Raw genomic sequence first — 23,937 nt, forward strand, 5'->3', positions numbered from 1 at the left:
ATGCCCCCAGTTTTGTCCTGTCCGTGTGCCGCTGGCCGCAGGCATGTCCGGCATCGCGGTGATCGCCGTTATCAAGAGGATAGGATGAAACACAAGCTGCCCCGTCAAATGCCCCGCCTGCAAGCGGGCTTTTCTTTGCTGGAACTGTTGGTGGTGATTCTGATCATCGCGCTGTTGACCAGTGTGATTGGCCCGCGCCTGTTCCAGCAGGTCAGTAATGCCCGTGTGCGTACCGCACAGAGTCAGATGAAGACCTTGCAGGATGCGCTGGTGCGCTACCGCCTGGATACCGGTGCCTACCCGGATGCCGATCAGGGTTTGCAGGCGCTGCAGGTGGCACCGACCGGCGTGAGTGGCTGGATGGGGCCGTATTTGCAGGAAGCGATTCCGGCTGATCCTTGGGGACATCCGTACATCTGGCGCAATCCGGGCCAGTCCAGCGAGGTGGAGGTGGCCTCGCTGGGGAGCGATGGCAAGCCGGGTGGCAGCGGGGAAGCCGCCGACCTGGTTCAGGGGTTTTAAATGAGACGGGCATTGACCTGGCTGTTGCTGGCACTGGGGTTGGGACTGGCGAGCCAGCCAAGCCTGGCCTGGTGCTGGAAAGAGGCGGGTAGCCGCTACCAGATTGACCCGCGTCTGCTGTGGGCGATAGCCAAGGTCGAGTCGGGTTTCAATCCGCGTGCGGTCAACCGCAATCGTGACGGCAGTGTGGATATCGGCCTGATGCAGGTTAACAGTCGCCATCTGGCTGAGTTGAAGAAGTATGGCTACACCGAGCGCGAGCTGATGGAGAACCCGTGTGCGGCGGTCATGGCCGGCAGCTGGATTCTGGCAGGCATGATCCAGCATTACGGTTACAACTGGCGCGCAGTCGGTGCCTATAACGCTGGCACGGCACCGGATCGCGACAGTTTGCGCAACCGCTATGCGCAAAAGGTCTGGCAGACCTATCAGCAGTCTTTGGCAGGGTGATCGCATGCCTTCCTTCGAATTTACCGTGTTGCAGGATGGCACCGCCGTCAGGCGCACGGTGCAGGCCGATGATCTGGCCAGTGCACGGCGCCATCTCAATGCGGCCGGGGTGGTGGTGCTCAATGCGCCGACGGTTCAGCCGACGGCCCGGCGACAGTCCGGTCGGTCTCGTCGTCAGGTCTTTCCCTTGTGGTTGTTCTGCCGCGAGCTGGCGGCATTGCTGGAGGCGGGGCTGACCAGTGCCGAGGCGCTGGGGGTGCTGTGGCAGAAGGCAGATCAGCCCGGGGTGCGTTCGGCGCTGGGGCAGATCTGTCAGCGTTTGCGCGAGGGGCGCACGCTGTCTCAGGCGATGGCGGAGGCGCCGGCGATTTTCCCCGAGCTGCTGGTCGCCGTTGTGGGGGCCAGCGAGCAGACCGGCCAACTGGCCTCGGCGCTGCGTCGCTTCATTGACTATCAGGGACGGGTGGATCAGCTGCGGCGTCAGTTGCTCAGCGCGCTGATGTATCCGTCGATTGTGCTGCTGGTCGGCATGGCGGTGGTGCTGTTCATGCTGTTGTTGGTGATCCCGGGATTTGCCTCGCTGTTGTCTTCGCTGCGCGGCCCCATGCCGCTGACCACGCGTCTGATGCTGGACTGGGCGCAGTTGCTCTCGCTGCATGGCACGGTGATCCGGCTGGCCATTGCGGGGGTGGTGGGGGGCTGGGCTGGTCAGTGTTCAGTCGTCAGGGGCGGGGCGGCTGGCTCGGCCTGCTGACACGTCTGCCTCGGCTGCAAACCTTTCTGACGTTGTTCGAGCTGACCCGGTTTTACAGTGCCTTCGGGCTGGTGTTGCAGGGCGGGATGCCGATCCCGCAGGCCCTGCAGTTGGCCGGTACCTTGTTGGGCGATACCCGGCAGCAGGTGCTGAAGCGAGTGAGTCAGGCGCTGTCGGGCGGCGCGGCCTTGTCGGATGCGCTGGTACAGCATGGCATGACGACGCCGGTGGCCGAGCATCTGTTGCGGGTCGGTGAGCATACCGGCGAGATCGGCACCATGTGTGAGCACATCGTGCGCTTTCATGATGAGCAGCTGGCGCGGGTACACGAGTTGGCGGCCAAGGTGCTGGGGCCGCTGGTGATGTTGATTGTCGGGGTGATGGTGGGCGGATTGGTGGTGATGCTGTATTTGCCGATTTTTGATCTTGCGGGAGGACTGGGCTGATGAAGCCGTCGCAACAACAACAGGCAGCCATGCTGGGTTTGTGCTGGCTGGCGGCCACTCAGGTCGAACAGGCCGAGTGGCGTTTTGACCTGCTGCCGCTGGCCGAGGCATGGCAGCGCAGACTGTTGCCGCTGGTGCTGGAGGGCGAGCTGCTGCTAGTGCTGGCCGAACCGCGCGATGTGCCGGCACGCCAGTGGGCGGCGGTCCAGCCGGTGAGCTGGCAGTTGGCGGCCACTGAGCCGGGGCTGGTCGAGACGGTGCTGGCGCAGGCCGGTGAGCAGGCGCGTACGCTGCAGGACGTGAATTGGGGGCAGCACGGCGAGGAGGGCGAGACCAGCGTGCTGGAAATTTCTCGCCAGGGGTTGGATCGCGAGAGTAATCCGGTGATCCGGCTGATCGACTCCACGTTGTTTGATGCCCTCAAGACCGGTGCCAGTGATGTGCATATCGAGTCGCAACAGCAAGGCTTGTTGATTCGTTACCGCATTGACGGTTTGCTGCAGCATGCCGGTCAGATCCAGGGGCAGGAGCTGGCCTCCCAGGCCATTTCGCGCCTGAAAATTTTATCCGGCCTGGACATCGGCGAACGCCGCGTGCCGCAGGACGGGCGTTTCAGTACCCGGATCGAAGGCAGCAGTCTGGATATCCGGGTGTCGATCATCCCCAGTATCTGGGGGGAGGACGCGGTACTGCGTCTGCTGGATACCAGCCAGATGGCGGATCGCCTGACGCTGGCGCAGCTGGGTGTCAGCCAGGATTCTGCGGCTGCGCTGCGCATGCTGACGGCTCGGCCGCATGGCATGACGCTGATTACCGGGCCGACCGGTTCGGGCAAGACCACCACGCTGTATGCCGCCCTGGGTGAGCTCAATCAGCAGGATGAAAAGATCATCACCATTGAAGACCCGGTGGAGTATCAACTGGCCGGGGCCATGCAGATTCCGGTCAACGAACGCAAGGGTCTGACTTTTGCCCGCGGTTTGCGCGCCGTGATGCGTCATGACCCGGACACCATTCTGGTCGGGGAGATCCGTGACGGTGAAACCGCCTCGATTGCCATTCAGTCGGCGCTGACCGGGCACCGGGTGTTGTCGTCGATCCACGCTAATGGCGTGTTCAGTGTGATCGAACGTTTCCGTTTCTTTGCCGTCGAGTCGCACAGCCTGTCCGAGGCACTCAATGGTGTGCTGGCACAGCGCCTGGTGCGGCGCCTGTGCGGACAGTGTGCGCAGCCGGCGGTGTTGTCTACCGAATGGCAGGCCCGTCTGGGGCCGGTCGATGCCGAGTGGGCGGGTGCCGGCTGTCGCCAGCCGGTCGGTTGCGAGGCTTGTCAGGGTACGGGCTACAAGGGGCGTATGGCGCTGCTGGAAACGCTGGCGCTGGATATGCCGCTGCGTACGGCGCTGGCGCAGGGTCTGAGCCCGAGTGAGTTGATGGCGCGTTGTACCCCCGGGCTGTACCGGCCGATGCGGCTGGATGCGCTGATGGCGGTGTCGCAGGGGCTGACCACGCTGGAGGAGGTGTCCCGTGTCCTTGACCTTGGCTGAGTACCGGATGTGGCTGGATGGCACGCAAGCGCGTTGCTGGCAGCGGCCCCATCCGCTGGCAGCGTGGCAGATGCAGTCGTTTGTCGGGACGCCCGAGGCGGCGCTGGCCGAGCTGCTGGATGGCGCGCGCGGGCGCGTTTCCTTGCGGCTGGGCGGCTCGCTGGCACCCACGGTGTGTTTGCCCTGGCTTGACGGGCTGCATCAACCGGGTGACTGGCAGGGTTATGCGCGTCAGTGGCTGTCACGGCATTTTGGTGGTGAGCCGGAGGATTGGCTGGCCTGTTGGCAATGGCAGCCCGCCGGGCGCAATACGCTGGCTTGTGGGGTGCGGCTGGCCCATTGGCAGGTGTGGCGAGCGCTGTTGCAGCGGTTGTCCTTGCTGTCTGTCCGGCCGGTGTGGCCTTTGCTGGCCCAGCGGCATCGCCCCCCCCGGCAGGTGACGCAGACCTTGTTGCTGCGGGATGGCGATGTGTTGCAGTGGTTGTTGCATGAGCAGGGGCAGTGGCAGCAGGGGGGCATATTGCGCGTGGAGGCCGGATTGGCGCGGCAGGCTGTGCTGGATCGGCTGGCCGAACTGTCGATTCCTCTGGTTCTGCCGCGCTGGTTCAGTCTGGATGATACGGCCAGCCAGCCTTTTGTCTGGAGTGAGTCATGAGTGGTTTTTCTTTTTTGCCGACCCGCAGGCGCTGGCCCTGGCTGGTGCTGCCGGTGTTGCTCAGTTATGCCTGTCTGACGCCGCTGCTGCAGTCATGGCAGCAGGCGCAACAGGACCTGGCCGACAGTCAGGCGCGGTTGCAAAGCAGGGTGAACCGGGACAGCCGGGTGGCGGTCCCGGCGCGGGATGCCATGGATCCGGCTTTGTGGCTGGTGCTTCGGCTGGAGCAAAGCTGGCCGGGGGGGCTGAGCCTGTTGCGGCTGGAATCGGACAGCGGCAGTCGCAAGATGCAGCTGACGCTGCGCAGCGCCACGCTGGCAGAGGTGATGGACTGGATTAATACCCTGCGCAAGCAGGGGCTGCACGTAAGCATGTTGAGTCAACAGTCGCTGATTACCACGCCGGGAGATCCGGCTCGCCTGGAAATCCGGCTGGAGGTGGCGATATGAGCGGGTGGAAAGGGAATATGCGCCATGGCTGGCTGTATTGCCGCCTGGCGCGCTGGCCGGCGCTGTTGCTGTGCCTGTTGCTGTCTTTGTCGGCCCTGGGGGTGGCCCGGCTGCTGCAAGTGCAACAGCAGCAGTGGCAGCAACAGCAGGCCAGGGTGGATAGCCAGTTACGGCAGTTGCTGGCGGCCGAAGCGCGTGACCGGGCGGCCCTGGCGCGCAGGCAGGTGTCGCTGGAGGCACGTCATGCCCGGCTGATGGCGCTGCTGGATCAGCCGGATCTGGCGGGGATGCAAATTCGCATCGGCAATGATCGTACGGTGGATATCGGCCTGAGCAACGGTTATCTGCCGCTGCGTCAGACGCTGCTGGCTTTGCAGGCGCTGCCCTGTGCACAGATCCGCCATCTGACCCTGACGCGTGACGATGGTCACAGTGGGGCGATCAGGGCCTCGGTGAAACTGGATATGGGAGCAGATACATGCACCGCGGATTGAAGTGGCTGGGCGCGATATCGCTGTTGCTGGCGGCAGCCAGCCAATGGTGGCCTGGCTTGGGTAACGAACCGGTGTCGCCGATAGCGAGATCGGGGGGCGGGACGGGTCAAAAGCGGGCTGCAACCTTGCCGCCGCTGGCTTCTGCTCCTGCCGTAGATTTGTTTGCCGCGCCTCAGGGGGCGGCGGCACAGCAGGCTGTCGTGCCCGCTCCGGCGATGCGCCAGGAGGTGCCGGATCCGCCGCTGCCCTTTGAGGTGGGGGGCACCTGGCAGAATCGTGAGACCAGTGCCGCTGCCGCCGATGCCCTGGTGGTGTTCCTGCAGTCCGGAGGCAAGACCGTGGCGGTTTGCCAGAGCTGTCGTGACCCGGCGGTGAGTCGGCCTGGAACGATATTGGCCGGCCAGTACCGACTGGAGCAGGTGGCCGCAGGAAAGATCGAATTCACCCGTTTGTCGGATGGCAAACACAAATTCTTGGAGTGGATGCCATGAAGCAGATGAACAAACCGCCTTTCCCGACTCGTCAGGGGATGGTCAGCGTGATGATGCTGAGCCTGTTGTTGGCCGGCTGTTCGGTTGACCGGGCTTTGATGGCCAGCAAAACCCTCTACCAGGAGGGCGATCTGGAGGGGGCGCTGACTCGGATTGAGCAGACCATGAAGGCCGAACCAGACAATATGCAGTTGCGGGCGGAACACGAGCGTCTGTTGGCGCAGTATGACGCGCAGAAACTGGCTCTGGCAGACAAGGCGCTGGCTGCCGGTGATATGACTGCGGCCGGTCAGGGCTATCGCTCGGTATTGCAGCATGACCCGGCCAGTTATCGGGCCGAGCAGGGGCTGAAGGCCATCGACAATCGGCAGCTGCACCAGCAATGGATGGCGCAGGCGCGCAGCCTGGCGGCACAGGATCCGGGGGCGGCGCTCGACTGGCTGGGCAAGATTCTGGCTGAAGAGCCGACCTGGCAGGAGGCACTGGATTTTCGCGAGTCGCTGATGCGTACTGCAGGGCAGGGGCAACTTAGCAGCAATGTCCCGGCGGCGCTGAAAAAACCGGTCAGTTTGTCGTTTCGTAACCAGAGCCTGAATACCGTGTTTGATGCCATCAGCCGCATGACGGGGTTGAATTTCATTTTTGACAGTGATGTCTCGCCGGGGCTGCGCGCCACGATTACCACGCAGAAGAGCACGGCCTGGGATGCCATCAATCTGTTGCTGGCGACCAGCAAGCTGAGCAAAAAGCTGCTCAACAGCAATACCTTGCTGATTTATCCGTCTCGACCGGAGAAGGAACGCGAATATCAGGATCTGGGTGTCCGCACCTATTACCTGTCCAATGCCGATCCCAAGCAGGTACTCAATACGCTCAAGCAAGTGCTTAAGCCGCGGGATATTGCCATCGACGAGCGGCTCAATGCGGTGGTGCTGCGCGATGTACCTTCCGTGTTGGCCGCGGCGGACCGCATGGTGCAATCGCTGGATCTGCCGCAGTCGGAGGTGACGCTGGATGTGGAGGTGCTGGAAGTGAGCGACACGCTGGCGCGCAATCTGGGCATCAACTATCCGGGCTCGGTGGGTATCGGATTTGCCAATAGCGGCACCGATGGCAGTACCTCGCTGAGCGGCCAGACCACCATCGAGAAGCTGCGTCACCTCAATGGCAGCGGCATCGGTGTCAGCATGGGCAGCAATGGTGTGGTGGGGGGCATCAATCTGAGTGAAACCAATGACAAGGTGCATACCCTGGCCAATCCGAAGATTCGGGTGAAGAACCATCAGAAGGCGACGATCAAGATCGGCGAGAAGCTGCCGATCGTGACCTCGACCCTGACCACCGCCGGCAGCAGCAGTTCGGTGTCGTATCAGGATGTGGGCCTGACGCTGAACGTTGAACCGAGTATCAGTCTCGGCCAGGAGGTCAGCGTGAATGTGTCGCTGGAAGTCAGTGATGTGATCGGCCAGCCGACCACCATGTCGGACGGCACCATGGTCTATCGCCTGGGGAACCGTTCGGCCTCGACGGTGCTGTCGACCCGCGACAATGTCACGCAGGTGCTGGGCGGTCTGATCAAGCGGGATGACTCGGTCAAGGATGTCGGTCTGCCTTTCCTGAGCGAAATTCCGCTGCTCAAGAGCCTGTTCGGCAGTCATGACAGCAATGATCTGAATTCGCAGATCGTGCTGCTGATTACGCCGCACATTGTGCGCCAGTTCTCGCCGCCGCCGGCTGCACTGACCCGTTTCAGTATCGGGCCTGAGAACCGGATCGGCGATCCGCTGCAGCTGGGAGAAAATGCCGGACAGGTGTCGGTCAGAGCCAATGGCGCCAGCGTTACGGATGATACGCCGGGTGTCAGCGCCCCCCGTCGCAATGATCCGCCGCCCCCGCCCCCGCCTGAGAGCGTGGCCGGTGACGGCCCCGCGCCAATGCCTTTCTTCCGCGGACCGATGCCGGTGACGCCGCCGGACGACAAGCGATGACGCGTCAGCGCGGTTTTACCCTGATTGAGGTGGTGGTGACGGTGGCGTTGCTGGGGCTGCTGGCCAGTGCGGCCATGCCGATGCTGGCCCAGGCCACACAGCGCCGGCAGGAACGCGAGCTGCGTGATGCGCTGCATGCGATGCGTCAGGCCATCGACGACTACAAGAAGGCCGTGGACCAGGGGCAGATCGAGCATCAGGCCGATGACAGCGGTTATCCGCCTTCGCTGCAGGTGCTGGTTGACGGGGTGGTGGACAAGAAGCGGGTCGATGGCCGCAAGCTCTATTTTCTGCGGCGGATTCCACAGGATCCGATGAGTGATTGCCCGACATGTGCTGCCGAGGAGCAATGGCAGATTCGTCCCTATCAGCCCGATGGTCACGATGTGTTTGATGTCAGCAGCAAGAGTGAACGCACCGGTTTTAACGGTGTGCCGTACAAGGAGTGGTAGTGATGAGATCCCGGCGCTTCATGCGCGGCTTTACCCTGATCGAGTTGCTGGTGGTGCTGAGCATCATTGCCTTGCTCACGACACTGGTGACGCCGCGTTATATCAACGAGCAGCAGCGGGCGCGCGAGACGGTGCTGCGCAACAATCTGCAGGCAATGCGCGATGCGCTGGAGCAGTATCGCGCTGATCTGGGCAAGCCGGCGGACACGCTGCAGGCGCTGGTCGAGCATCGTTATCTGCGGAGCTTGCCGAGCGATCCGCTGACGGGACATACCGATGACTGGAAGCTGGACAATGACGAGCAGGGCGGCATTCGTGATGTGCACAGCAGTGCGCCGGGCAAGGCGCTGGACGGGTCCAGTTATGCCAGCTGGTAAGGCTCAGCGCGGCTACGTGCTGCTGGGGCTGCTGGTGGCGCTGATGGTGCTGGGGATGATGCTGCAGTATCGCGTGCATGATCTGTCGGCCGAGATCCAGCGCGAGCATGAGCAGTCCCTGCTGGAGACCGGTGATGCCATCGCCGATGCGCTTGGTCGCTATGCCGCCGATCATCAGGGGCTTTACCCCACCCGACTGGCGCAGCTGGTGGACGATGACAGTGACGGGCTGAAGGTCCGCCATTATCTGCGCCGGTTGTCGCCCGACCCGATGACCGGGTCCGGTGAGTGGGGGCTGCAGCGTGGCCCCGGTGACGGGATTACCGCTGTCTTCAGCCAGTCGACACTGACGCCATTCAAACAGGATGGCTTTGATAGTGACCACGAGGGCTTCAGGCAGAAAAGCAGCTATCAGGAGTGGGTGTTTGCCGCGCGTCAGGTGGTTGCACCAGCACCTGCCTCGCCGTAAAACCGCGTCCGGACTGGACGCGGTCGGTCTGTTGTAAAATCAAAAGCTTAAAATCGGACGGATTTTGACGTAAAATAATACGTTTTAGTTGAATTCCGTGAGCAGGCCATGATTTATCCGACGCGCTTTGACGTGATTGTGGTGGGCGGCGGCCATGCCGGCACCGAGGCAGCCCTTGCCGCGGCGCGCATGGGGCGCCAGACCTTGCTGTTGAGCCACAATATCGAATCGCTGGGCCAGATGTCGTGCAATCCGTCCATCGGCGGCATTGGCAAGGGGCATCTGGTGCGCGAGGTCGATGCGCTGGGCGGTGCCATGGCGCTGGCCACCGACATGGGCGGCATCCAGTTCCGCACCCTGAACGCCTCCAAGGGGCCGGCGGTGCGCGCCACCCGTGCCCAGGCCGATCGCGTGCTGTACAAGGCCGCCATCCGTCACATGCTGGAGAACCAGCCCAATCTGATGTTGTTCCAGCAGCCGGTGGATGACCTGCTGCTGGCCGGGGAACGTGTCATCGGGGTGAAAACCGCGATTGGTGTCGAGTTCCACGGCAGTACCGTAGTGCTGACCGCCGGCACTTTCCTCGCCGGCAAGATCCATGTTGGCCTGTCCAATTACACCGGTGGCCGTGCCGGTGACCAGGCGGCCTCGGTGCTGGGCGAAAAGCTGCGCGAGCTCAGCCTGCCGGTTGGCCGTCTCAAGACCGGTACCCCGCCGCGTATCGATGGCCGCAGCATCGATTTTTCCCGCATGGAAGAACAGCCGGGCGATACGCCCGAGCCGGTGTTCTCGGTGCGCGGCAACCGCGCCATGCACCCGCGTCAGCTGCCGTGCTGGATTACCCACACCACCTTGCAGACCCACGAGATCATCCGCTCCGGTTTTGATCGCAGCCCGATGTTTACCGGGGTGATTGAGGGGGTCGGGCCGCGCTATTGTCCGTCGATTGAAGACAAGATCAACCGCTTCGCCGACAAGGACAGCCACCAGATCTTCCTCGAGCCGGAAGGGCTCGATACCCACGAATACTATCCGAACGGCATTTCGACCAGTCTGCCGTTCGATATCCAGCTGGCCGCGGTGCGCAGCATCCCGGGCATGGAGAATGCCCACATCCTGCGCCCGGGCTACGCCATCGAATATGACTACTTCGATCCGCGCGGGCTGAAGTCCACCTTCGAGACCAAGGCGATTCAGGGTCTGTTCTTCGCCGGGCAGATCAATGGCACCACCGGTTATGAAGAAGCGGCCGCGCAGGGGCTGTTCGCCGGCATGAATGCGGCGCTACTGGCCAGCGGGCAGGAGGGCTGGTGTCCGCGCCGTGATGAGGCCTATCTCGGTGTGCTGGTGGATGATCTGATCACCAAGGGGGTCAGCGAGCCATATCGCATGTTCACCAGCCGCGCGGAATTCCGTCTGCAGCTGCGCGAGGACAATGCTGACCTGCGTCTGACCGAAGCCGGCCGTCGTTTTGGCCTGGTGGGGGATGCGCAGTGGGAGGCTTTCTGCCGCAAGCGTGATGCGGTCGAGGCCGAGAAGGCACGCCTGAAGGCGACCTGGGTGCATCCGGCGCGCAGTGATCAGGCCGTGTTGACGGCCTTGCTCGGCCGGCCGATCGAGCGCGAGTACAACCTGCAGGATTTGCTCAAGCGGCCGGACGTGACGTATGCCGCCTTGATGACGCTGCCGGAGGCCGGGGGCGGTGTCGATGACGATGTGGTTGCCGAGCAGGTGGAAATTCAGGTCAAATATCAAGGCTATATCGATCGGCAGAACGATGAGCTGGCGCGGCGCGATAATCTGGACCAGGTGCGTCTGCCGGCCGAGCTGGATTATGCGCTGGTGTCGGGGCTGTCGAAGGAAGTTCAGCAGAAGCTCAACAGCCAGCGGCCGGAAACGCTTGGCCAGGCCTCGCGCATCCAGGGGGTCACCCCGGCCGCCGTGGCCTTGTTGATGGTGCATCTGAAGCGTGGCTTTGCCGACAGCAAAAAAACAGCCTGAATGACGGTGATTCAGCCGTTGTTCCCGGCGCAGGGCCTGGTTTGCCTGCGCCATACTGATGACTCGTGATCACGAGGGGTGACCAAAATAAATACAATCAGCGAACTGTCTCTGGGGCTGGAGCATATCGGGCTTGAACTGAGCGCGCGCCAACTGGCCTCGCTCGATGCCTATCTGGCGCTGCTGGCCAAATGGAACCAGACCTATAACCTGACCGCCGTGCGCGAAACCGCGCGCATGGTGAGTTATCACCTGCTCGACAGCCTGACGCTGGTGCCGCATCTGCAGGGCGGAACCCGTCTGCTGGACGTCGGCTCGGGCGGCGGCATGCCCGGTATTCCGGCGGCGATTGCCCGGCCGGATCTGCAGGTGGTGGTGTTGGACGCCAACCACAAAAAGACGACTTTCTTGCGTCAGGCGGCAATCGAGTTGAAACTGCCCAATGTCGAAGTCGTCACCGAGCGCGTCGAGCTGTTCCAGCCGGAGCAGAAGTTCGACCGCATCACCAGCCGGGCTTTCGCCGAGCTGGGCGAATTCGTCAAGCTGACACGCCATTTGCTGGCAGAAGACGGCCAGTTCGTGGCGATGAAGGGGGTCTACCCGTATGAGGAGATCGCCCAATTGCCTGCCGACATCACGGTCAGCGAAGTGGTGCCGGTCAGCGTGCCCGGCCTGGATGCCGAGCGCCATCTGGTGAGAATGGTGAAGCAATGAACAGCCGCATCATCGCGGTCGCCAATCAAAAGGGCGGCGTCGGCAAGACCACCACGGTGGTCAACCTGGCGGCCAGCTTGGCAGAACTCGGACGCCGGGTGCTGATCGTCGACCTCGATCCGCAGGGCAATGCCACCATGGGTAGCGGCATCGCCAAGCAGAATCTCAATCACAGTGTCTACCATGTGCTGCTCGGCCATGCCGATGCCCGCGACGTGCGCCAGCACGCCCGTGAGGGCGGCTACGATGTGTTGCCGGCCAACCGCGATCTGGCCGGTGCCGAGATCGAGCTGGTGCAGGAGCTGGCGCGCGAGCAGCGGCTGAAGAATGCGCTGGCGCAGGTGGACGATCTGTACGACTACATTCTCATCGACTGTCCGCCGTCCCTGAACCTGCTGACGCTCAATGGCCTGGTGGCCGCCGATTCGGTGCTGATTCCGATGGTCTGCGAGTATTACGCGCTCGAAGGCCTGTCCGATCTGGTCGGCACGCTGCGCAAGGTGCGTGCCGCGGTCAATCCGCGCATCGAAATTCTCGGTCTGCTGCGCACCATGTTCGATGCGCGCAGCAATCTGTCGCAACAGGTGGCCGACCAGCTGGCCCAGCATTTCCGCAACAAGGTGTTCGAGACGGTCATCCCGCGCAATATCCGGCTGGCCGAGGCGCCCAGTCACGGCCTGCCCGGTCTGGTCTATGACCGCAATGCCCGCGGCGCCCAGGCCTATTTAACGTTGGCGGGTGAATTGCTCACCCGTCTTGAATCTGAACCCGCACAAGCGACCCACTAAAACATCATGGTCAAACTCAAAGGACTCGGACGCGGCCTCGATGCGCTGCTTTCCGTTGCCGAAACGGCGGAAGATCGCCTGCAGACGCTCGCCATCGATCTGATCCGCCCGGGCAAGTATCAGCCGCGCACGCGCATGAATGAAGAAGCGCTGAATGATCTGGCGGAATCCATCCGTTCGCAGGGTGTCATCCAGCCGGTGGTGGTGCGTGAAATTGGCTTTGGCGAGTATGAGCTGATTGCCGGTGAGCGCCGCTGGCGTGCCGCGCGCATTGCCGGTCTGGCTGAAGTGCCGGCGGTGATCAAGACCGTGCCGGACGAAGCCGCGCTGGCGATGGCGCTGATCGAAAATATCCAGCGTCAGGAGTTGGATGCAATTGAAGAGGCGCAGGGCATCCAGCGGCTGATTAATGAATTTGGCATGAGCCACGAAACGGCAGCCCAGGCCTTAGGACGTTCGCGTAGCGCCGTGTCCAATCTGTTGCGCTTGTTGTCGCTGCCCGAGGTGATTCAATCCCTTTTGCATGAAGGCAAGCTGGAGATGGGGCACGCCCGTGCCTTGCTCACCTTGCCCTTGCCGCGGCAGCTGAAGCTGGCGGAAGAGACGGTGCGGCAAGGCTTGTCGGTGCGCGAAGTCGAGCGCCGTGCCCAGCAGGACGACCGTCCGGCGGCGGTTCGGCCGCCGCAGGACCCGGATGTCAAGCGGCTGTGCGAACAGCTGGCCGAGCATCTGGGCGCCGGGGTGGACATCCGCCACGGAAAGGGCGGAAAGGGCAAAATTACAATTGAATATTCTTCTCTGGCGGCTTTGGAAGGGATATTAGAAAAACTGCAAGTAAAATCAATGGAATGAAGTTTTATTACAAGCAGTTTCGAGCGGCCGCTTGGTTGACTGATGTTTCATGCCAAGCCTATAATCGTGCGATTTTTCGCAAAATCGGACATGAATAATCCAGAAGTAGGGCGGGTGCTAAGCCTGCAGGTCCGGCTGATCCTGGCCGCCGTGGCGGTCAGTGCCATCCTTGGGGGGATGCGCATCGGGGTCATGGTGTCAACGTTGCTGGGGGGATTGTCGGCGTTGATTCCGGCCTGGGTTTACAGCCGGATTGCCTATTCCAGACGTCGCGTGGCGCCCAGCATTCTGATGCGCGCGCATTTCCGCGGCGAGGCAGTCAAGTTCATGCTGACTGTCGTCATGTTCGGCAGCGTGCTGGTGTTTTACAAGAATTTATCCGTAGCCGGCTTGTTCTGCGGATACCTTGCTGCGGTATCCGGCTATTGGTTCGGGCTTCTAATTAAATAAACAGAGAAAAGCGCAATGGCAAGCAACGCATCTGAGTATATCAAGCACCATTTGACGTTCTGGAATTCCGCTGAAGGGTTCTCGAGCGTCCACATCGATACCTTCTCCGTTTCCCTGTTCCTCGGCTTCGTCTTCGCCATCATCATGGCCATGGTGGCACGCAATGCCAAAATGGAGAATCCGGGCCGTCTGCAACTGTTTGTCGAATCGCTGATCGAGATGATCGACACGCAGGTCAAGGACGTGTTTCATGCCAAGAGCAAGCTGGTCGCCCCGCTGGCGCTGACCATCTTCTGCTGGATCTTCCTGATGAACCTGATGGACATGCTGCCGGTCGACCTGGTGCCGATGATCGCTCAGGCGATTGGTCACTACGGCTTCGGTCTCGAGCCCGAGCATGTCTACTTCCGCGTGGTGCCGTCGGCTGACGTCAACGCCACCTTCGCCATGTCGTTGTCGGTGCTGTTCCTGATCTTTGCGTTTTCCATCAAGCACAAGGGTCTGGGCGGCTACGGCAAGGAACTGCTGACTGCGCCGTTCCATGCCTCCGGTGCCCTGGGCACCATCATCCTGGCCCCGATCAACTTTATCTTCCAGTTGATCGAACTGCTGGCCAAGCCGATTTCGCTGTCGTTGCGGTTGTTCGGCAACATGTACGCCGGCGAACTGATCTTCATCCTGATCGCGCTCCTGCCGTGGTGGTGCCAATGGGCTCTGGGGGGCCCGTGGGTCATCTTCCACATCCTGATCATTACGCTGCAGGCGTTCGTGTTCATGATGCTGACTGTCGTGTATCTGAGCCTGGCAGTCGAAAGCCACTGATTTTAGTCGTACAGCTTTAAAAATTTTTCCCAACCATACGTGTTTTAAAAGTTCTAGGAGAATTAAATGGAAGCATTCGTTTCTCAGATTCAGTCGATGACCGCTCTGGCAGCTGCCCTGATCATTGGCCTGGGCGCCCTCGGTACCGCCATCGGCTTCGCCATTCTGGGCGGCAAATTCCTGGAGTCTTCCGCACGTCAACCGGAAATGATCCCGGTTCTGCAAACCAAGCTGTTCATTATCGCTGGTCTGCTTGACGCGGTATCGATGATCGGTGTCGGTGTGGCCCTGCTGTACACCTTCAACAACCCGTTCCTGTCCGCTGCCCTGGCTGCCCTGAAGCACGCCGCCTGATCGGTCTGAAAAACGGTTGTTGTAGATACTCGACTGGAGGAAAACAGGGTGGAATTTAACATCACATTACTGGGTCAGGCGCTGACGTTCGCCGTCTTGGTATGGTTCACCATGAAGTTTGTTTGGCCTCCGCTTACCAACATGATGGATGCCCGCGCCAAGCGCATCGCCGACGGTTTGTCTGCCGCCGAGCGTGGCAAGCAGGATCTGGAAGCCGCCGAAAAGCGCGTCGCCGATGAGCTGAAGAAAGCTCGTCAGCAGGCAACCGAGATCCTGCACGCTGCTGAAAAGCGCGCGCACCAGATCGTCGATGAAGCTGCCGATGCGGCCCGCGCCGAAAGCGCCCGCATCGTGGCCGATGCCAAGACCGAGATTGATCAGGAAGTGATGCGTACCAAGGAAACACTGCGACTGCAAGTGGCCGAACTGGCCGTGGCAGGCGCGCAGCAGATCCTGCGTCGCGAGATCGATCCGGCCAAGCACGCCGATCTGCTTGCCTCCATCAAAGCGGAGTTTTAATACACTCATGGCAGAACTCATTACCGTCGCAAGGCCCTACGCCGAAGCGGTATTCAGCCTGGCCAGCGAGCAGAAGCGCCTTGACGCATGGCTCGAGGCGCTGCAGTGGCTGGCTGCCATGGTGAACAACCCGGACGTGGCCAACGTGGTCACCAACCCGAAACATACCGCACAAGAGGTTGAGGCATTGTTCCTGGGTGTGCTGGGTGACCGTGCCGACGACAGCGTGAAGCGCTTCGTCGAAACGCTCATCGAGAACAGCCGGCTCATGCTGCTGCCGGAAATTGCCAGACAGTACGAAGCGCTCAAGGCCGAAGCCGAAGGCGCCATCGAAGCCCGTGTACAGACCGCCTTCCCGCTGACCGATGCCCAGGCATCCGATCTGGTGGCCAGCCTGTCGAAGCGTTACGGCAAGACCGTGCGCCTCGACGTCAAGGTCGAGCCCGAACTGATCGGTGGTGCCCGTGTCCTGGTCGGCGACGACGTCATTGACGCGTCGGTCCGCGGCAAACTGTACGCCCTGGCGGCAAGCCTCAAGAATTAGGAGAGATCATGCAGTTGAACCCCTCTGAGATCAGCGATCTGATCAAAGCCAAGATCCAGAATCTGTCGGTTGGCGCAGAGACCCGTACCCTGGGTACGGTCATCTCCGTGACCGACGGTATCGTCCGGATCCACGGCCTGGCGGACGTGATGCAGGGCGAAATGCTCGAGTTCCCGGGCAACACCTTTGGCCTCGCCATGAACCTGGAGCGTGACTCCGTAGGCGCCGTAATTCTGGGCGAATACGAGCACATCTCCGAAGGCGACGAAGTCAAGTGTACCGGCCGCATCCTGGAAGTCCCGGTAGGTCGCGAACTGATCGGTCGTGTCGTGAACGCCCTGGGCCAGCCGATTGACGGCAAGGGCCCGATCGGCGCCAGCGAATTCTCGCCGATCGAAAAGATTGCCCCGGGCGTGATTGCCCGTCAGTCCGTGTCGCAGCCGATGCAGACCGGCCTGAAGGCCATCGACTCGATGGTACCGGTTGGCCGTGGTCAGCGTGAGCTGATCATTGGTGACCGCCAGACCGGCAAGACCGCCGTGGCCCTGGACGCCATCATCAACCAGAAAGGTACCGGCGTAGTCTGCATCTACGTGGCGATCGGCCAGAAGGCCTCCTCGATCGCCAACGTGGTACGCAAGCTGGAAGAACACGGCGCACTGGCCCACACCATCGTGGTGGCCGCGACCGCTTCCGAAGCCGCTGCCCTGCAATACATTGCACCGTACTCCGGCTGCACCATGGGCGAATACTTCCGCGACCGCGGCGAAGATGCGCTGATCGTATACGACGACCTGTCCAAGCAGGCCGTTGCCTATCGTCAGATCTCGCTGCTGCTGCGCCGCCCGCCGGGCCGTGAAGCCTACCCTGGCGACGTGTTCTATTTGCACTCCCGCCTGCTGGAACGTGCTTCGCGCATCAACGAAGACGACGTGGCCAAGCGCACCAACGGTGCCGTGACCGGCAAGACCGGCTCGCTGACCGCGCTGCCGATCATCGAAACCCAGGCCGGCGACGTTTCCGCGTTCGTACCGACCAACGTGATTTCGATTACCGACGGCCAGATCTTCCTGGAAACCGACCTCTTCAACGCAGGTATCCGTCCGGCCATCAACGCCGGTATCTCGGTATCTCGCGTCGGTGGTGCGGCCCAGACCAAGGTCATCAAGAAGCTCGGCGGCGGTATCCGTCTGGCCCTGGCCCAGTATCGCGAACTGGCTGCGTTCTCGCAGTTTGCTTCCGACCTGGACGAGGCCACCCGCAAGCAGCTGCTGCATGGTGAAATCGTCACCGAACTGATGAAGCAGAACCAGTACGCCACCCTGTCGACCGCCGAAATGGCGCTGACCCTGTGGGCCGTGAACAAGGGCTACTACGAAGATGTGCCGGTCAAGAAGGCACTGGAATTCGAAGCCGCGTTCCTGGCAGACGTACGCGCCAACCATGGCGACCTGCTGGCCGCAGTGGACCGCACCGGTGAACTGACCGGCGAGCAGGAACAGGTTCTGGTCAAGGCGATGGAATCCTTCAAAGCCGGCTTCAGCTATAACTGACCTTTTGACTGACTCACACTAACGAGACATACGAAAGGTTCAGGATATGGCAGTCGGCAAAGAGATTCTCACCAAGATCCGCAGCGTGCAAAACACGCAGAAGATCACTCGCGCGATGCAGATGGTGTCGACCTCCAAGATGCGCAAGACGCAGGAACGCATGCGCACTGCCCGTCCTTACGCCGAAAAGGTGCGCACCGTCATGGGCCACCTGGCCATGGCCAACATGACCGACGTGCTGCACCCGATGCTGGTGCAGCGCCCGGTCAAGCGTGCCGGGGTGATCCTGATCACCTCCGACAAGGGCCTGTGCGGCGGCCTGAACGTCAACACCCTGAAGCGATTCTTCGCCCAGGTGAAGTCGTTGACCGACGAGGGCATCGAGGTAGACGTGTGCTGCCTGGGACAGAAAGGTCTGGCAGCTTGCCAGCGTGCAGGTCTGAACATCGCGGCCAGCGCCACCCAGCTGGGTGACGTGCCGAAGATGGAACACCTGATCGGTCCCCTGCGTGTGCTGTTCGAGAAATATGCGGCAGGCGAACTGGATGTCATCCACGTGGTGTACTCCAAGTTCATCAACACCATGAAGCAGGAGCCGGTGGACGAGCAGCTGGTCCCGGTCAAGCCGAAGCAGATGGTGGTGGAAAGCGGTCCGTCGTGGGATTACCTCTACGAACCGGATGCACTCGCAGTACTGGAAGTGCTGGTGCGTCGTTACCTGGAATCGGTGGTTTACCAGGCTCTGGCCGAGAACATGGCATCAGAGCAGGCCGCGCGCATGGTCGCGATGAAGGCCGCTACCGACAACGCGGGTAACGCCATCAAGCAACTGCGCCTTGTGTACAACAAGTCGCGCCAGGCAGCGATTACCACCGAACTGTCCGAAATCGTGGCCGGTGCCGCCGCGGTCTGACGCGCGCGCCGTAACAGTTTATAAGTTTAGGAACCGATAATGAGCCAAGGCAAAATCGTACAAATCATTGGCGCCGTCGTCGACGTGGAGTTTCCGCGCGACGCCATGCCAAAGGTTTATGATGCCCTGAAGCTGGTAGACCACGACCTGACCCTGGAAGTCCAGCAACAGCTGGGTGACGGCGTCGTGCGTACCATCGCCATGGGCAGCTCCGACGGTCTGAAGCGTGGACTGGCAGTAACCAACACCGGCGCGGCCATCACCGTACCGGTTGGCAATGCCACCCTGGGCCGCATCATGGACGTACTGGGCAACCCGGTTGACGAAGCCGGTCCGGTTGCTTCCGAAGAAACCCGCGCCATTCACCAGTCCGCACCGAAGTTCGACGAACTGTCGAGCTCGACCGAACTGCTGGAAACCGGCATCAAGGTGATTGACCTGCTGTGCCCGTTCGCCAAGGGCGGTAAGGTCGGTCTGTTTGGCGGTGCCGGTGTGGGCAAGACCGTCAACATGATGGAACTGATCAACAACATCGCCAAGGCACACTCGGGTCTGTCCGTGTTTGCCGGCGTGGGTGAGCGTACCCGTGAGGGCAACGACTTCTACCACGAAATGAAGGACTCCAACGTCCTCGACAAGGTAGCGATGGTGTACGGTCAGATGAACGAGCCGCCGGGCAACCGTCTGCGCGTCGCCCTGACCGGCCTGACCATGGCCGAGTACTTCCGCGACCAGAAGGACGCTTCCGGCAAGGGCCGTGACGTACTGCTGTTCATCGACAACATTTATCGCTACACCCTGGCCGGTACCGAAGTTTCCGCCCTGCTGGGTCGTATGCCGTCCGCCGTGGGCTACCAGCCGACGCTGGCCGAAGAAATGGGTCGACTGCAAGAGCGTATTACCTCGACCCGTACCGGCTCGATCACCTCCATCCAGGCCGTTTACGTGCCTGCCGATGACTTGACCGACCCGTCCCCGGCCACCACCTTCGCCCACCTGGACGCTACCGTGGTGCTGTCGCGTGACATCGCCTCGCTGGGTATCTATCCGGCCGTCGATCCGCTCGACTCCACCTCGCGCCAGCTGGATCCGCTGGTTGTCGGCGAAGAGCACTACACCGTTGCCCGCGGCGTGCAGTCCACCCTGCAACGCTACAAGGAACTGCGTGACATCATCGCGATTCTGGGCATGGACGAACTGTCGCCGGAAGACAAGCTGATCGTGGCTCGCGCCCGTAAGATCCAGCGCTTCCTGTCGCAGCCGTTCCACGTGGCCGAAGTGTTCACCGGCTCCCCGGGCAAGTACGTGTCCCTCAAGGACACCATCAAGGGCTTCAAGGCTATTCTCGCCGGCGAGTACGACCATCTTCCGGAACAGGCATTCTACATGCTGGGTTCCATTGAAGAGGCGGTTGAAAGAGCCAAGACCCTTAACTAAGGAGAGGGCTCATGTCCAAGATGCAGGTAGAAGTGGTCAGCTCCGAACAGCTCATCTTTTCCGGTGAGGCCGAATTTCTGGTCGCGCCGGCACAAGAGGGTGAAATCGGTGTGTACCCGCGCCACATTCCGCTGCTGACCACCATCCGGCCAGGCATTCTTCGCCTGACCGTACCGGGCAGCAAGGAAGAAGTCCTGGTGGCGGTCTCCGGTGGCGTCATGGAAGTGCAGCCGGAAATCGTTACGGTCCTGGCAGATACCGCCATCCGTGGCGAAGACCTCGACGAAGCGCGCGCCAATGAGGCCAAGCGCAACGCCGAAGATGCGCTGAAGAAAGCCAGCGACGACCAGTCGACCGCGCGTGCTCACGCCGCGCTGGCGACGGCCATCGCCGAGCTCAAGGCGCTGGACTACCTTCGCAAGCGTCACCATTAAGACCACTGTCTGACAGAGGTCTAAAAGGAAAAGCACGATTCGTGTATAGTAGGCTGTCCCTCAGGGGGCAGCCTTTTCCTATTTTTTACTCTGAACAATCCTATGCAACGTCCAAGCGTCGTGATTCTCGCTGCCGGCAAAGGCAAGCGCATGTATTCCACCCTGCCCAAAGTCCTGCACCCGATTGCCGGCGAACCGATGCTGGCCCATGTTATCCGCACCGCGCGCGCCCTCAATCCCGAGCGTCTGGTCGTGGTGTATGGCCACGGCGGCGACCAGGTGCGCGCCCGCATCACCGACAGCGACATCCTCTGGGTTGAGCAGACAGAACAACTCGGCACCGGCCACGCCCTCAAGATGGCCCTGCCCGCACTGCCGGACGAAGGCACCACACTCGTGCTGTACGGCGACGTGCCGCTGACCCGACCGGAAACCCTGCACGACCTGCTCAGCGCCGCCGGCGACAGCATGGCGGTCCTGACCGACATCGTCGCCAACCCGGCCGGCTATGGCCGCATTGTGCGCGACCAGGACGGCAGCCCGGTTGCCATTGTCGAAGACAAGGACTGCAACCCGGCCCAGCGCGAGATCAACGAAATCAACACCGGCATCCTGGCCCTGCCCAACCGCTGCCTGGCCGGCTGGCTCGGCCGTCTCGGCAACCAGAATGCCCAGGGCGAGTACTACCTGACCGATGTGCTCGGCATGGCCCACGGCGATGGTCTGAAAGTCGGCAGTGCGGTGGTACCGCACTCCTACGAAGCCTCCGGCGTCAACAACAAGGTCCAGCTGGCCGAACTGGAACGCATCTACCAGGGCAACCGCGCCCTGGCCCTGATGCAGGCCGGCGTCACCCTGCTCGACCCGGCACGCATCGACATTCGCGGCGAGCTGCAGCACGGCATGGATGTCACCATCGACGTCAACTGTGTGTTCGAAGGCCAGGTGACCCTGGGTGACAACGTTCGCATCGGTTCGCACTGTGTGCTGAAGAACGTCACCGTCGCCGCCGGCACCCAGATTGCCCCCTTCAGCGTGCTGGAAGACGCCGTGGTCGGTGCCGACTGCAAGATCGGCCCCTACGCCCGCCTGCGCCCGGGTGCCGAACTGGCCGATCAGGTTCACATCGGCAACTTTGTCGAGGTCAAAAAGAGCCACATTGGCCTTGGCAGCAAGGTCAACCATCTGACCTATATCGGCGACGCCAGCATCGGCAGCAAGGTTAACGTCGGCGCCGGCTGCGTGACCGTCAACTACAATGGCGTAGACAAATTCCGTACCGTGGTTGAAGACAACGTCTTCGTCGGCTCCGGTACCCTGATGGTCGCGCCGGTCACCCTGGAGCAGGGCGCCACCGTCGGCGCCGGCTCGGTGATCACCAAGACCGCCCCGGCTGGTGAACTGACCGTGGCCCGTGCCCGTCAGGTCACCATCCCCGGCTGGCAGCGCCCGAAAAAGAAAAGCTGAATCACGGATAATCGCGCCTTCGACAGCGAAGGACTGTTTGAGCAAGGATAAAAAGACATGTGTGGAATCGTAGGCGCCATCGCCGACCATAACGTTGTGCCCCTGCTGGTTGAAGGGCTGAAGCGCCTGGAATACCGCGGCTACGACTCGGCCGGCATCGCCGTGCTGAGCAACGGTGCCATCGAGCGCGTGCGCCGGGTCGGCCGCGTGGCCGAAATGGAAAATGCCGCGGCCGAACAGCAACTGCAAGGTTTTCTGGGCATTGGCCACACCCGCTGGGCGACGCATGGCGGCGTGACCGAACCCAATGCTCACCCGCATGTGTCGCATGGCCAGATCGCCGTGGTCCATAACGGCATCATCGAAAACCACGAAGCTCAGCGCGAACGCCTCAAGGCCCTGGGTTATGTCTTTGAGTCGCAGACCGACACCGAAGTCATTGCCCACCTGGTGCACCACACCCTGCAACAGACCGGCAATCTGTTCGATGCCGTGCAGCTGGCAGTGCGCGAACTGATCGGCGCCTACGCCATCGGCGTGATCTCGCTGGCGCAGCCGGACGAACTGGTGTGCGCGCGCATGGGCTGCCCGCTGCTGATCGGCCTGGGCGAAGGCCAAAACTACATCGCCTCCGATGTCTCTGCCATCCTGTCCGCCACCCGGCGCGTGATCTTCATGGAAGACGGCGATCTGGCCCACCTGACCCGCCACAGCGTCAAGGTCATCGATGCTGCCGGTCAGCCGGTCGAACGCAAGATCCACGTCTCCGACGTTTCGCTGTCCTCGCTGGAGCTTGGCCCCTACAGCCACTTCATGCAGAAGGAAATCCACGAACAGCCCAAGGCCCTGTCCGATACCATTGAAGCCGTGCTGGAAACCGGCTTCAGTCCGGCACTGTTCGGCGAACACGCCGCCAGCATCCTCGGCCAGCTTGAAGGCGTCAAAATTCTCGCCTGCGGCACCAGCTACTACGCCGGCCTGACCGCCAAATACTGGATCGAAAGCATTGCCGGCATCCTGTGCGACGTCGAAATCGCCAGCGAATACCGCTACCGCGAAGCCTGGTGCCACCCTAACCACCTGGTGGTCACCATCTCGCAATCCGGCGAAACCCTCGACACCATGGAAGCGCTCAAGTACGCCAAGCAGCTGGGCGCCCGCCATGCCCTGTCGATCTGCAACGTGCAGGAAAGCGCCATTCCCCGTTCCTCCGATCTGGTGTTCTATACCCGTGCCGGCGCCGAAATCGGCGTCGCCTCGACCAAGGCCTTCACCACCCAGCTGGTCGCCCTGTTCACCCTGGCCGTGACCCTGGGCAAACAGCGCGGTCGCGTCGATGCCGCCGCCGAAGCTGCCTATCTGGAAGACCTGCGCCACCTGCCGGGCAGTGTGCAGCATGCCCTCAACCTCGAACCGCAGATCAAGGCATGGTCCGAGCGCTTCGCGCCCAAGAACGACGCCCTGTTCCTCGGCCGCGGCCTGCACTACCCGATCGCCCTTGAAGGCGCGCTCAAGCTCAAGGAAATCTCCTACATCCATGCCGAGGCCTACCCGGCCGGCGAGCTCAAGCACGGCCCGCTGGCCCTGGTCGACCAGAACATGCCAGTGGTGGTGATCGCCCCCAACGACACCTTGCTGGAAAAGGTCAAATCCAATATGCAGGAAGTGCGTGCCCGCGGTGGTGAGCTGTTCGTGTTTGCCGACCTCGACAGTCACTTCAGCGAATCCGAAGGCGTCCACGTCATCCGCACCCCGCGTCACGTCGGCGTGCTGTCCCCGGTGGTGCATGCCATTCCGGTCCAGATGCTCGCCTACCACGTGGCCCTGGCGCGCGGCACCGACGTCGACAAGCCGCGTAACCTGGCCAAGAGCGTGACGGTGGAGTAAGCGCCAGACAGTCATCAAAAAGGGACCCCGATGAACAGACCCCAAAGGTTGGACACCCATCCAACCTTTGGGGTCTGTTCACAGGCAGTCCTTTTTTGTTGCGCCGCC

The 23,937-nt window shown here is 61.9% G+C and carries 28 protein-coding genes; all 28 read left to right on the plus strand.

The annotated features are described in order from the left end of the window. The first annotated feature begins 84 nt into the window (after positions 1 to 84). The 28 genes from gspG (at position 85) to glmS (ending at position 23,829) form a co-directional block, all read left to right on the plus strand. Positions 85 to 522, plus strand: a complete 438-nt coding sequence (gene gspG, locus AACH39_RS12910; protein WP_215778993.1) for a type II secretion system major pseudopilin GspG — start codon at positions 85 to 87, stop codon at positions 520 to 522. After that, positions 523 to 972, plus strand: a complete 450-nt coding sequence (locus AACH39_RS12915; RefSeq protein WP_215778990.1) for a lytic transglycosylase domain-containing protein — start codon at positions 523 to 525, stop codon at positions 970 to 972. It begins immediately after the preceding gene. 4 nt (positions 973 to 976) lie between these two features. Beyond that, positions 977 to 1,726 carry a type II secretion system F family protein gene (locus AACH39_RS12920; protein ID WP_338620268.1) on the plus strand — a complete coding sequence of 250 codons (750 nt, stop codon included), beginning with the start codon at positions 977 to 979 and terminating at the stop codon, positions 1,724 to 1,726. Continuing rightward, positions 1,684 to 2,172, plus strand: coding sequence for a type II secretion system F family protein (locus AACH39_RS12925; protein ID WP_338620270.1), 489 nt, complete (start codon positions 1,684 to 1,686; stop codon positions 2,170 to 2,172). Before AACH39_RS12920 ends, AACH39_RS12925 begins: the two co-directional genes overlap by 43 nt. Continuing rightward, positions 2,172 to 3,719: a GspE/PulE family protein gene (locus AACH39_RS12930; RefSeq protein WP_215778977.1), complete on the plus strand. Its 1,548-nt coding sequence runs from the start codon at positions 2,172 to 2,174 to the stop codon at positions 3,717 to 3,719. Before AACH39_RS12925 ends, AACH39_RS12930 begins: the two co-directional genes overlap by 1 nt. Next, positions 3,700 to 4,374, plus strand: coding sequence for a hypothetical protein (locus tag AACH39_RS12935; protein WP_215778974.1), 675 nt, complete (start codon positions 3,700 to 3,702; stop codon positions 4,372 to 4,374). The genes AACH39_RS12930 and AACH39_RS12935 overlap by 20 nt, the downstream gene beginning before the upstream one ends. Then, positions 4,371 to 4,823 (plus strand): hypothetical protein, encoded by a 453-nt coding sequence (locus tag AACH39_RS12940; RefSeq protein ID WP_215778972.1) that lies wholly within the window; start codon positions 4,371 to 4,373, stop codon positions 4,821 to 4,823. Before AACH39_RS12935 ends, AACH39_RS12940 begins: the two co-directional genes overlap by 4 nt. Continuing rightward, entirely contained in the window at positions 4,820 to 5,317 is a 498-nt protein-coding gene (locus AACH39_RS12945) for a hypothetical protein (protein ID WP_215778969.1), read from the plus strand. Before AACH39_RS12940 ends, AACH39_RS12945 begins: the two co-directional genes overlap by 4 nt. After that, positions 5,302 to 5,808, plus strand: a complete 507-nt coding sequence (locus AACH39_RS12950; RefSeq protein WP_338620272.1) for a hypothetical protein — start codon at positions 5,302 to 5,304, stop codon at positions 5,806 to 5,808. Before AACH39_RS12945 ends, AACH39_RS12950 begins: the two co-directional genes overlap by 16 nt. Next, positions 5,805 to 7,796, plus strand: coding sequence for a secretin N-terminal domain-containing protein (locus AACH39_RS12955; RefSeq protein WP_215778965.1), 1,992 nt, complete (start codon positions 5,805 to 5,807; stop codon positions 7,794 to 7,796). Before AACH39_RS12950 ends, AACH39_RS12955 begins: the two co-directional genes overlap by 4 nt. Further along, a complete protein-coding gene (locus AACH39_RS12960) occupies positions 7,793 to 8,248 on the plus strand; it encodes a type II secretion system protein (protein ID WP_338620273.1) in 456 nt (151 codons plus the stop codon). Before AACH39_RS12955 ends, AACH39_RS12960 begins: the two co-directional genes overlap by 4 nt. A 2-nt stretch (positions 8,249 to 8,250) precedes the next feature. Then, positions 8,251 to 8,625, plus strand: a complete 375-nt coding sequence (locus AACH39_RS12965; protein WP_252346244.1) for a prepilin-type N-terminal cleavage/methylation domain-containing protein — start codon at positions 8,251 to 8,253, stop codon at positions 8,623 to 8,625. Continuing rightward, positions 8,612 to 9,094 (plus strand): type II secretion system protein, encoded by a 483-nt coding sequence (locus AACH39_RS12970; protein ID WP_215778960.1) that lies wholly within the window; start codon positions 8,612 to 8,614, stop codon positions 9,092 to 9,094. Before AACH39_RS12965 ends, AACH39_RS12970 begins: the two co-directional genes overlap by 14 nt. Before the next feature lie 108 nt (positions 9,095 to 9,202). Then, positions 9,203 to 11,095, plus strand: coding sequence for a tRNA uridine-5-carboxymethylaminomethyl(34) synthesis enzyme MnmG (gene mnmG, locus AACH39_RS12975; RefSeq protein ID WP_215778958.1), 1,893 nt, complete (start codon positions 9,203 to 9,205; stop codon positions 11,093 to 11,095). A gap of 87 nt (positions 11,096 to 11,182) precedes the next feature. Next, positions 11,183 to 11,809, plus strand: a complete 627-nt coding sequence (rsmG, locus tag AACH39_RS12980; RefSeq protein WP_215782750.1) for a 16S rRNA (guanine(527)-N(7))-methyltransferase RsmG — start codon at positions 11,183 to 11,185, stop codon at positions 11,807 to 11,809. Continuing rightward, a complete protein-coding gene (locus AACH39_RS12985; RefSeq protein WP_215778956.1) occupies positions 11,806 to 12,597 on the plus strand; it encodes a ParA family protein in 792 nt (263 codons plus the stop codon). Before rsmG ends, AACH39_RS12985 begins: the two co-directional genes overlap by 4 nt. A gap of 6 nt (positions 12,598 to 12,603) precedes the next feature. Continuing rightward, a complete protein-coding gene (locus tag AACH39_RS12990) occupies positions 12,604 to 13,449 on the plus strand; it encodes a ParB/RepB/Spo0J family partition protein (RefSeq protein ID WP_215778953.1) in 846 nt (281 codons plus the stop codon). Positions 13,450 to 13,539: 90 nt separating this feature from the next. After that, positions 13,540 to 13,899, plus strand: coding sequence for an ATP synthase subunit I (locus tag AACH39_RS12995; protein WP_215778951.1), 360 nt, complete (start codon positions 13,540 to 13,542; stop codon positions 13,897 to 13,899). A gap of 15 nt (positions 13,900 to 13,914) precedes the next feature. Further along, entirely contained in the window at positions 13,915 to 14,721 is an 807-nt protein-coding gene (gene atpB, locus AACH39_RS13000) for a F0F1 ATP synthase subunit A (RefSeq protein ID WP_215778949.1), read from the plus strand. Between the two features lie 66 nt (positions 14,722 to 14,787). Further along, positions 14,788 to 15,075, plus strand: a complete 288-nt coding sequence (gene atpE / locus AACH39_RS13005; protein ID WP_215778946.1) for a F0F1 ATP synthase subunit C — start codon at positions 14,788 to 14,790, stop codon at positions 15,073 to 15,075. Positions 15,076 to 15,123: 48 nt separating this feature from the next. Continuing rightward, entirely contained in the window at positions 15,124 to 15,594 is a 471-nt protein-coding gene (locus tag AACH39_RS13010) for a F0F1 ATP synthase subunit B (protein ID WP_215778944.1), read from the plus strand. Between the two features lie 7 nt (positions 15,595 to 15,601). Beyond that, positions 15,602 to 16,138 carry a F0F1 ATP synthase subunit delta gene (locus tag AACH39_RS13015; RefSeq protein WP_215778941.1) on the plus strand — a complete coding sequence of 179 codons (537 nt, stop codon included), beginning with the start codon at positions 15,602 to 15,604 and terminating at the stop codon, positions 16,136 to 16,138. Positions 16,139 to 16,146: 8 nt separating this feature from the next. Beyond that, on the plus strand, positions 16,147 to 17,691 hold the full coding sequence (gene atpA, locus AACH39_RS13020) for a F0F1 ATP synthase subunit alpha (RefSeq protein ID WP_215778939.1): 1,545 nt from the start codon (positions 16,147 to 16,149) through the stop codon (positions 17,689 to 17,691). A 46-nt stretch (positions 17,692 to 17,737) separates the two neighbouring features. Then, complete coding sequence (gene atpG / locus AACH39_RS13025) at positions 17,738 to 18,604, plus strand: F0F1 ATP synthase subunit gamma (protein ID WP_215778937.1); 867 nt, start codon at positions 17,738 to 17,740, stop codon at positions 18,602 to 18,604. Positions 18,605 to 18,643: 39 nt separating this feature from the next. Beyond that, positions 18,644 to 20,041: a F0F1 ATP synthase subunit beta gene (gene atpD / locus AACH39_RS13030; RefSeq protein ID WP_215778935.1), complete on the plus strand. Its 1,398-nt coding sequence runs from the start codon at positions 18,644 to 18,646 to the stop codon at positions 20,039 to 20,041. Between the two features lie 11 nt (positions 20,042 to 20,052). Further along, positions 20,053 to 20,475, plus strand: coding sequence for a F0F1 ATP synthase subunit epsilon (locus tag AACH39_RS13035; protein ID WP_215778933.1), 423 nt, complete (start codon positions 20,053 to 20,055; stop codon positions 20,473 to 20,475). Positions 20,476 to 20,577: 102 nt separating this feature from the next. After that, the gene (gene glmU, locus AACH39_RS13040) at positions 20,578 to 21,942 is read left to right on the plus strand and encodes a bifunctional UDP-N-acetylglucosamine diphosphorylase/glucosamine-1-phosphate N-acetyltransferase GlmU (RefSeq protein WP_338620278.1); all 1,365 of its coding nucleotides are present in this window, start codon (positions 20,578 to 20,580) and stop codon (positions 21,940 to 21,942) included. Positions 21,943 to 21,999: 57 nt separating this feature from the next. Beyond that, positions 22,000 to 23,829 carry a glutamine--fructose-6-phosphate transaminase (isomerizing) gene (glmS, locus tag AACH39_RS13045; RefSeq protein ID WP_338620280.1) on the plus strand — a complete coding sequence of 610 codons (1,830 nt, stop codon included), beginning with the start codon at positions 22,000 to 22,002 and terminating at the stop codon, positions 23,827 to 23,829. Positions 23,830 to 23,937 lie beyond the last annotated feature (108 nt).

The sequence above is a fragment of the Paludibacterium flexuosum genome (genome assembly GCF_037076605.1).
Lineage (GTDB): Bacteria > Pseudomonadota > Gammaproteobacteria > Burkholderiales > Chromobacteriaceae > Paludibacterium.

Bases quoted from the DNA above. Each gene is read 5' to 3' on its own strand.
- glmS (WP_338620280.1), top strand. From the start codon at position 22,000: ATGTGTGGAATCGTAGGCGCCATCGCCGACCATAACGTTGTGCCCCTG.
- glmU (WP_338620278.1), top strand. From the start codon at position 20,578: ATGCAACGTCCAAGCGTCGTGATTCTCGCTGCCGGCAAAGGCAAGCGC.
- AACH39_RS12985 (WP_215778956.1), top strand. From the start codon at position 11,806: ATGAACAGCCGCATCATCGCGGTCGCCAATCAAAAGGGCGGCGTCGGC.
- AACH39_RS12960 (WP_338620273.1), top strand. From the start codon at position 7,793: ATGACGCGTCAGCGCGGTTTTACCCTGATTGAGGTGGTGGTGACGGTG.
- AACH39_RS12955 (WP_215778965.1), top strand. From the start codon at position 5,805: ATGAAGCAGATGAACAAACCGCCTTTCCCGACTCGTCAGGGGATGGTC.
- AACH39_RS12945 (WP_215778969.1), top strand. From the start codon at position 4,820: ATGAGCGGGTGGAAAGGGAATATGCGCCATGGCTGGCTGTATTGCCGC.
- AACH39_RS12920 (WP_338620268.1), top strand. From the start codon at position 977: ATGCCTTCCTTCGAATTTACCGTGTTGCAGGATGGCACCGCCGTCAGG.
- AACH39_RS12965 (WP_252346244.1), top strand. From the start codon at position 8,251: ATGAGATCCCGGCGCTTCATGCGCGGCTTTACCCTGATCGAGTTGCTG.
- AACH39_RS12950 (WP_338620272.1), top strand. From the start codon at position 5,302: ATGCACCGCGGATTGAAGTGGCTGGGCGCGATATCGCTGTTGCTGGCG.
- AACH39_RS12970 (WP_215778960.1), top strand. From the start codon at position 8,612: ATGCCAGCTGGTAAGGCTCAGCGCGGCTACGTGCTGCTGGGGCTGCTG.
- atpA (WP_215778939.1), top strand. From the start codon at position 16,147: ATGCAGTTGAACCCCTCTGAGATCAGCGATCTGATCAAAGCCAAGATC.
- AACH39_RS12995 (WP_215778951.1), top strand. From the start codon at position 13,540: ATGAATAATCCAGAAGTAGGGCGGGTGCTAAGCCTGCAGGTCCGGCTG.
- atpD (WP_215778935.1), top strand. From the start codon at position 18,644: ATGAGCCAAGGCAAAATCGTACAAATCATTGGCGCCGTCGTCGACGTG.
- gspG (WP_215778993.1), top strand. From the start codon at position 85: ATGAAACACAAGCTGCCCCGTCAAATGCCCCGCCTGCAAGCGGGCTTT.
- atpE (WP_215778946.1), top strand. From the start codon at position 14,788: ATGGAAGCATTCGTTTCTCAGATTCAGTCGATGACCGCTCTGGCAGCT.
- atpB (WP_215778949.1), top strand. From the start codon at position 13,915: ATGGCAAGCAACGCATCTGAGTATATCAAGCACCATTTGACGTTCTGG.
- AACH39_RS13015 (WP_215778941.1), top strand. From the start codon at position 15,602: ATGGCAGAACTCATTACCGTCGCAAGGCCCTACGCCGAAGCGGTATTC.
- AACH39_RS12915 (WP_215778990.1), top strand. From the start codon at position 523: ATGAGACGGGCATTGACCTGGCTGTTGCTGGCACTGGGGTTGGGACTG.
- AACH39_RS12940 (WP_215778972.1), top strand. From the start codon at position 4,371: ATGAGTGGTTTTTCTTTTTTGCCGACCCGCAGGCGCTGGCCCTGGCTG.
- AACH39_RS12930 (WP_215778977.1), top strand. From the start codon at position 2,172: ATGAAGCCGTCGCAACAACAACAGGCAGCCATGCTGGGTTTGTGCTGG.
- AACH39_RS13035 (WP_215778933.1), top strand. From the start codon at position 20,053: ATGTCCAAGATGCAGGTAGAAGTGGTCAGCTCCGAACAGCTCATCTTT.
- AACH39_RS12990 (WP_215778953.1), top strand. From the start codon at position 12,604: ATGGTCAAACTCAAAGGACTCGGACGCGGCCTCGATGCGCTGCTTTCC.
- mnmG (WP_215778958.1), top strand. From the start codon at position 9,203: ATGATTTATCCGACGCGCTTTGACGTGATTGTGGTGGGCGGCGGCCAT.
- atpG (WP_215778937.1), top strand. From the start codon at position 17,738: ATGGCAGTCGGCAAAGAGATTCTCACCAAGATCCGCAGCGTGCAAAAC.